Origin of the sequence: Steroidobacter sp., from assembly GCF_016790065.1 — a bacterium.
Lineage (GTDB): Bacteria > Pseudomonadota > Gammaproteobacteria > Steroidobacterales > Steroidobacteraceae > Steroidobacter.
The window spans coordinates 1-5,027 of the sequence record NZ_JAEUPY010000757.1 but is presented as its reverse complement, the minus strand read 5'-3'; the positions used below and the strand labels follow the sequence as shown (position 1 = coordinate 5,027).

3 protein-coding genes are annotated in these 5,027 nt (G+C 60.6%); all 3 read right to left on the bottom strand.

Annotation, left to right across the window (positions count from 1 at the left end; translation table 11 throughout):
* A partial coding sequence (locus JNL55_RS30895) for a DEAD/DEAH box helicase (protein WP_293863616.1) occupies positions 1 to 2,507 on the bottom strand: 2,507 nt, incomplete at its 3' end.
* A gap of 114 nt (positions 2,508 to 2,621) precedes the next feature.
* Positions 2,622 to 4,079 carry an efflux transporter outer membrane subunit gene (locus JNL55_RS30890; protein WP_293863614.1) on the bottom strand — a complete coding sequence of 486 codons (1,458 nt, stop codon included), beginning with the start codon at positions 4,077 to 4,079 and terminating at the stop codon, positions 2,622 to 2,624.
* Positions 4,072 to 5,027: efflux RND transporter permease subunit (locus JNL55_RS30885; RefSeq protein WP_293863612.1), on the bottom strand; the 956-nt coding region annotated here is incomplete at its 5' end. The genes JNL55_RS30890 and JNL55_RS30885, both read right to left, overlap by 8 nt.

Sequence of the window (5,027 nt, the reverse complement as noted above, 5' to 3'; positions counted from 1 at the left end):
TCGACTTTGATTTCCTGATTGGTCAGCGCATGTAGCAAGCGCTCGAAGCCTTCGATATCCATGGCTTCTTCCAGGCAGTCGCGCACTGTCTGTTTCACCAACGGATGATCGGGCACGATGATGTCGCCGACGATGTTTTCGCCGCACGCCACTTGATCAGGAAACACTGACGCGAGCAGATCCTCCGCGTTCATGCGTGCGATCTGCGGTGGCACCTTCTTGCCGCCGCGAAATCTTGGCAGCGCCAGCGCGATGGACGCGCCCCAGCGCCACCGCGTGTTGAACATCGGCGCATCCAGCATGGCTTGGATCAGAATGTCGCGCGCTGTGTTCGGGTGTAGATACTTCGCGACGTCGAGCAGCTCGAAACTGTGCGAGCCGGTGAGCGACAGAATGATGGTGTCTTCGGTGGCTGCCGCTTGCAGCTCGAAATTGAAGGTGCGACAGAAGCGCTTGCGTAGCGCCAGTCCCCACGCGCGATTGATGCGGCTGCCGAACGGCGAATGAATCACCAGCTGCATGCCGCCGGATTCATCGAAGAAACGTTCGAAAATGACTTTCTGCTGCGTGGGCAAGGAGCCAAGTGCAGCCTGCGCCGCCGCTAGATACTCGACCAGCTGACTGGCGGCGACCTCGCCAATGCCCAGGTCATCGACCAGCCATCGATAGGCGCCCGACTCGGTGGTTTCAGTGTTGAATGAGTGCGCATCGAAACGCTGTTGGATGTCTTCGCGCAAGCGCGAAACTGAAATCGACAACTCATCGGTACGGCCCGGCGCTTCGCCGAACCAGAACGGAATGGTCGGCGGTTCGCCCTTCGCGTCCTCGACGCGCACGGTACTGCGCTCCACTCGCAGAATCCGATACGACGCGTTGCCCAGCTGGAAAATGTCGCCGGACATGCTTTCGACCGCAAAGTCCTCATTGAGTGTGCCGACCAGATAACCCTCGGGCTCCAGCATCACTTGATAGTCGGCGGTGTCCGGAATGGCGCCACCCGAGGTGATCGCCGTCAGTCGTGCGCCTTTGCGACCTTTGATGAGGTGATTGACTGCATCGTGATACAGCAGCGCGCCGTGTCGGCCGCGACGAGTCGTGAAGCCTTCGGACAGCATGTGCACGATTTCATCGAATGCTTCACGCGTGACGGATTGAAACGGATGCGCGTGACGCACCAGGTCGAATAGCTCCTGTTCCGTGCAGTCGCGAGCGGCCGCTTCGGCGACGATCTGTTGAGACAGCACGTCGGTCGGCGCAACCGGAATGCGCAGCCTATCGAGCTCGCCACGACGTACGCTGTCCAGCAGTGCCGTGCACTCCACCAAATCGTCGCGCGACTGAGGAAACAAACGCCCTTTCGGGGTAGCACCCACCGCGTGGCCCGAGCGCCCCACTCGCTGCAAAAATGCATTGATGGCGCGAGGCGAGCCGATCTGGCACACCAGATCCACATCGCCGATATCGATGCCCAGCTCCAGCGACGAAGTGGCCACCAGCGCTTTGAGCTGGCCGAACTTGAGACGCTGCTCAGCCTCGAAACGCAGCTCTTTGGCGAGACTGCCGTGATGGGCGGTGATCGAAGGCGGTGCGCCTTTGGGTAGCTCTTTGTCGAGTCGTTCAGTGAGTTGCCGGCAGATTCGTTCCGCCGTTCGTCGCGTATTGACAAAGATCAGTGTGGTGCGATGTGCTTTGATCAGATCGACGATGCGGTCATAAACCTCGGCCCAAGTTTCATTCGACATCACCGCTTCGAGCGGCGACTTGGGCATTTCGATCGCCAGGTCGCGTTTGCGAATATGGCCGCTGTCGACGATGGCGCAGTCGGCCGTGCCGTCGGGTAGCCAGTAACGTCCGCCGACTAGAAAGCGTGCGACTTCGGAAATGGGTTGCTGAGTTGCTGACAAACCTACGCGTGTCAGTCTGCGACCGACTAGTGCTTCCAATCGTTCCAACGATAACGACAGATGCGAGCCGCGCTTGCTGCCAGCGACCGCGTGAATTTCGTCGACGATGACGGTGCGCGTCGTGCTCAACATCTCACGACCCGATTCCGAGCCCAGCAAGATGTACAGCGACTCGGGCGTCGTGACTACGATGTGCGGCGGCTTGCGTCGCATCTGATTGCGTTCGCTCTGCGGCGTGTCGCCAGTGCGGACCCAAGTGCGGATGTCGACATCGCGCATGCCGTGCTCGAGCAGCTTGTCGCGAATGCCGGCGAGCGGCGCTTCGAGGTTGCGATTGATGTCGTTCGACAGCGCCTTCAACGGCGAGACATAGACGATGCGCGTCTCATCCGGCAGCCCGAACTGCTCGCCTTCACGAATCAGGTCATCGATGGCCGCGAGAAAGGCCGCCAGCGTTTTGCCGGAGCCGGTGGGAGCGGCGATCAGTACATGTTTTCCCGACTGAATCGCCGGCCACGCGTCGGCCTGCGCCGGGGTGGGCGCAGAAAACGTTTGGCTGAACCAGGCGTCGACCGCCGGGTGGAAATAAGGGGTGTGGGTCATGGGGCGGTCTCGAGCATACCCCAGACGTTGCGAGCAACGATCCAACTTCAATAGCTGGTCGGGGGATGAGCCGCATCCTGCGGCCCATCCCTGCCAGTTAGCGTCTTGTTTCGCTCATAGCGCAGCCGCTTTCGCGTCCAACGGGCGGAATCCGCCGCCTAATGCTTTGTACGTTGCCAGCAACGCTGTCGCTGTTTGAGTCTCGCTCAGAGCCAGCTGATCCTCCGCCGTCAACGCGCTGCGTTCGGCATCGAGCACGGTGAGGAAGTCGGCGACACCGCTTTCATAACGGGCGCGAGCCAGCGTCACAGCTTCGAGCGAAGCCGTCGTACTGTCCTGCAGATGAGCTTGCTTCACCTTGGCCTTCACGTAAGCGGTCATGCTCGCGTCGGTTTCTTCCAACGCTTGCAGAACCGTTTGCTCGTAGCGGGCGAGTGCGCGATCCGTCGCAGCTTCGCGCTGTTTGATCCGCTGACGCACGCGGCCGAGATCGAATGCGGCCCACTGAATGCTCGGGCCGAACGCGTAGCCTTCGCTGCTGGCTTTGCCGAGATCGCTGCTATCGATCGCGTCGAAGCCCCAGCGGCCAACGAACGAGATGCGTGGGAACAGATCGCCGACGGCGACACCGATCTGCGCAGTCGCTGACGCTAGTTCACGTTCTGCCACTCGGATGTCAGGGCGACGACGCAGCAACAATTCGGGCGTGCCGATGTTCTGAGTCGCCGGCAGCGCCGGTAGCTTCTGCACAGCAGAGAGCTGAGGAATCAGCGCTTCCGGTGATTTGCCGGTGAGTACGCCCAAACGCAGGATGCTGCGAGTGATGGCCGATTCGAAATCCGGAATCGTGGCTAGAGTGGCTGACAACTGAGCTTGTGCGCGCGAAGTATCGAGCTGAGTTCCGCGGCCAGCGTCCAATCGTGCTGTCGTAATGCGCAGAGTTTCACGCTGGTTCTCAGCGTTGCGCTCAGCAACCGCGAGCCGCTGCTGCGAGCCACGCAACTCGAAATAGTTACGAGCGACTTCAGCAGTGATGCTCACTTGCGTGTTGTAGACGCCCGCTTCGGCAGCCTGAACCAGAGCCGAATTTGCTTCGACGTTACGGCGAATCCGACCGAAGAAGTCCAGCTCCCAGAACGCATCGAAGCCGGCATCGTAGTAGTCCTGATCGCGACTCACGCCGGTGAACGACTGGCGTTCGCTGACGCGCGATTCGGTGCGACCACCCGATGCTGTCACTGTCGGCGCGAAATCCAGCCGTGCTTCGCCACGAATCGCTCGTGCTTCACGCAGGCTTGCGGTCGCGATACGAATGTCGTGGTTGGCTGCCAGCGCTTCTTCGATCAGCGCATTCAATGGCTGGTCGCTGAACGACTTCCAGAAGTCGGCTTCGACATTGGCCGTGGCGAACTGGCTCGCGTCGTTGCTGACGAACTGATCCGGTGACTTCAGCTCAGGCTGCTGGTAGTTCGGGCCGACGGCGCAGGCGGCGAGCACAGCGCTCACCGCTAGCACGGACAGTTTCTTGGTCAGGTCCAACGATTGTTTCAGGGTTTTTTTCAGGTTAAGCATGGGCCGCTCCTTCGATGGCCTCAGGTTGTTTACGCGCGCCGATCTTCTTGACGACCGCCGCACGCAACAGGACGTAGAACACAGGTGTCAGGAACAAGCCGAAGAACGTCACTCCCAGCATGCCGGAGAACACGGCGATGCCGATGGCGTGGCGCATCTCTGCACCGGCTCCCGACGCGAGCACCAGCGGTACCACACCCATGATGAAAGCAATCGAGGTCATCAGGATGGGTCGCAATCGCAGGCGCGCAGCTTCCAGCGCGGCGTTGAACGGATCGACGCCCGCCGTCTCTCGGTCCTTGGCGAACTCGACGATCAGAATGGCGTTCTTGCTGGCCAGGCCGACCAGCACGAACAACGCGATCTGAGTAAAGATGTTGTTGTCGCCGCCGGTGATCCAGACACCGAAGATGGCGGACAGCAAGGCCATGGGCACGATAGCGACGATGGCCAGCGGCAAGGTCCAGCTCTCATACAGCGCGGCGAGCACCAACACGACTAACAGCACGCACAGCGGGAATACGAACACCGAGCTATTGCCCACCAGGATTTCCTGATAGGTGAGATCGGTCCACTCATACTTCACGCCGTTGGGCAGATTCTCGGCCAGGATACGTTCCATCACAGCCTTGGCCTGACCGGTCGAGTAACCGGGCGCCGGGCCGCCGTTGACGTCGGCCGTCAGATAACCGTTGTAACGGAACACGCGATCCGGGCCGTAAGTCTGCGACACCTGCACGATCGAGCCGAGCGGCAACATCTCGCCCGCTTCGTTACGGGTCTGCAGACGCAGAATGTCTTCAGCCTTGGCGCGGTAGTCGTAGTCCGCCTGCGCGATCACCTTGTAAGTACGGCCGAAACGATTGAAGTCGTTCACGTACTGCGAGGCCAGATAGATCTGCAGCGTCTCGAACACGTTGTTGAGCGGCACGCCGTGTTCCTTCGCCT

Excerpts from the sequence above, each read along its gene's own strand:
- JNL55_RS30890 (WP_293863614.1), bottom strand. The coding sequence starts at position 4,079 with ATGCTTAACCTGAAAAAAACCCTGAAACAATCGTTGGACCTGACCAAG.